The sequence below is a fragment of the Paenalicyclobacillus macrosporangiidus genome (assembly GCF_900116805.1).
In the GTDB taxonomy this organism is placed as follows: domain Bacteria; phylum Bacillota; class Bacilli; order Alicyclobacillales; family Alicyclobacillaceae; genus Alicyclobacillus_H; species Alicyclobacillus_H macrosporangiidus.
On record NZ_FPBV01000070.1, the window covers coordinates 1 to 2,050 of the forward strand.

The window sequence follows — 2,050 nt, forward strand, 5'->3', positions numbered from 1 at the left end:
AAGCCTCATCGACAAATTTTGGCCAACACGATTGGAACTGAGGTGGTTTGACCCTGACAAAACCCAGTTGTTGAGAGCAACTGCATAGCGCCTGTAAAACCAATTCCAATCCCATTCAAGATTTGCCCAAGCACAATAGGCGTCTTGCGGCCTACTTTGTCACTCCAAGTCCCGGACAACAATTGCAGTACGCCCCACGTCGCCGCATACATACCGCTCACAAGCCCAATTTGTCCAACAGAGTAATGACTTTGAGCCATCATAACGGGTACAAGTCCCCAGACTGCTGTATCGCTCAGCTTATTCACCAAACCTGCTTGACTGCACGCCAACAATGTACGGTTCTTGAAGCTGACCATTGCAATGACCCGCCCGAGGTCAACTCCTGTTTGGGGTTCCGCCTGATTCCCTATCGACATTTCCAACCGGGTATACGGAAGAGTTTCCCGAATCACAATCCATGCCATCAACAATCCAATGACTGCGATGACTTCGGCAACGACAAAGGGAATCGGGCGGGGACCATAAATCGATGCGAGGTATCCGGCCACTCCGCTGATGAACGCAACACCGATGTATCCTGAGAATTCGTTAATACCAAGTGCCAATCCACGACGGGCAGGGCCTACAAGATCAATTTTACTTGTGACAGTCATTGACCACGCAAATCCTTGATTAGCTCCAAGCAGAAGATTCGCTGCGATAATCCATCCCCAAGACGGTGCAAATATCGTCATGAGCGGAACCGGGAGTCCGCACACCCAACCAAGAATAAGGATGGGCTTACGTCCCCACTGGTCCGCAAGCCGGCCGGCAACCAAATTGAGAGGTCCTTTCACGAGTCCAAAGGAGACGATGAAGGCAAGTAACACGGACAAGGAATTCAGGTGAAAACTCTGTTTACCGAGTACCGGGACCACCGTACGCTCAATGCCGACCATCGAACCTACAAATGCGTTATTGATGGCCAACAAAATGAACTGTGTCAAATTCGGTCGTAGCCCTAATTTCATAGAACGCTCTTTCATGGTGGCCCCCCTTTCTCATCGATTCCGTGGCCGTCTTTATCCTCCATATCCCATATTGATCTTTCGAATTATTTCAAAACCCTCGGGCTTAGGCGGGATTTCTTCGAGCATGTATTTCACAAAATCCTCTTTCGTCGTCTTTTGTAATGCCTTATTAAACCGTCGCTCAAAGCCAATTGTGGACGATGGTTTCCCACTTAACGAACGACCGCACACTGAGCCCGAAAAGGCGCCAGGAAACACTTCGATGTGATCTTCCAGTAACAATAGCTTTTTGAAGAGGCTATCGTACAAATCGGAAGCCCCGATTTCAGCCTCCGATGCAAGTTCTGTTCTCCCAACGTCTCCAACCATCAAAGTGTGTCCGGTCAATACAAACCAGGGATCACTGCTTCTTGTTTTGTCCGTGACAACAAGGGAGATGTGTTCTGGGGTGTGACCTGGTGTATGCAATACTCGAATCGTATTGAACCCGACTTTGTCAAGACAGATGGGATGGCTTTTAAGAGAGAGATGAGAGACTTGCAATTCAGATAAAAATTGTCTCACGCTGCGTTTTGTTGCATTTTCCAATTTCTGAATTCCAACGGCGAGCGATAACCTAGTGCGGAATGCGGTCGATCCGTGTTGTAAAAGTGAATGTACGACTCAATGGCCGCTTTCGCCTCGGCAAAGCTGCTGTATTCCTGCAGCCAGACCTCCTCCTCCTTCAGCGACCGGAAGAATCGCTCGATGTATGCGTCAGCATCGGGGTTGTTGTACCCGGTCCGCTCATGGTTGATTTGGCAGGCCTTCATCGCTTCGATGAACCGTCGACTCGTCATCTGGCAGCCATTGTCCGTTCGCAATGTCAGACCGGCACCTTGAACGCCATTCGGGAAGCGATAGTTCAGCGCCATATCCACAGCCTTCAGCAGGTCCTCTGTACGGCAGAACCGGGAAAACGAGTACCCCACAATCTCCCGGTCATAAGCGTCAATCACGGCAAACAGATATCCCCAGCCGTCCTTCCCACACCACAC

The 2,050-nt window shown here is 50.0% G+C and carries 3 protein-coding genes; all 3 read right to left on the reverse strand.

Going from position 1 to position 2,050, the window contains the following annotated elements; genetic code table 11:
* Positions 1-5 precede the first annotated feature (5 nt).
* Complete coding sequence (locus BM357_RS18635; RefSeq protein ID WP_074956900.1) at positions 6-1,028, reverse strand: MFS transporter; 1,023 nt, start codon at positions 1,026-1,028, stop codon at positions 6-8.
* Positions 1,029-1,064: 36 nt separating this feature from the next.
* Positions 1,065-1,601 (reverse strand): MBL fold metallo-hydrolase, encoded by a 537-nt coding sequence (locus BM357_RS19585; RefSeq protein WP_139234814.1) that lies wholly within the window; start codon positions 1,599-1,601, stop codon positions 1,065-1,067.
* Positions 1,574-2,050 (reverse strand): integrase core domain-containing protein (locus tag BM357_RS18640; protein ID WP_175511567.1); only part of this gene is annotated, 477 nt, incomplete at its 5' end. The genes BM357_RS18640 and BM357_RS19585, both read right to left, overlap by 28 nt.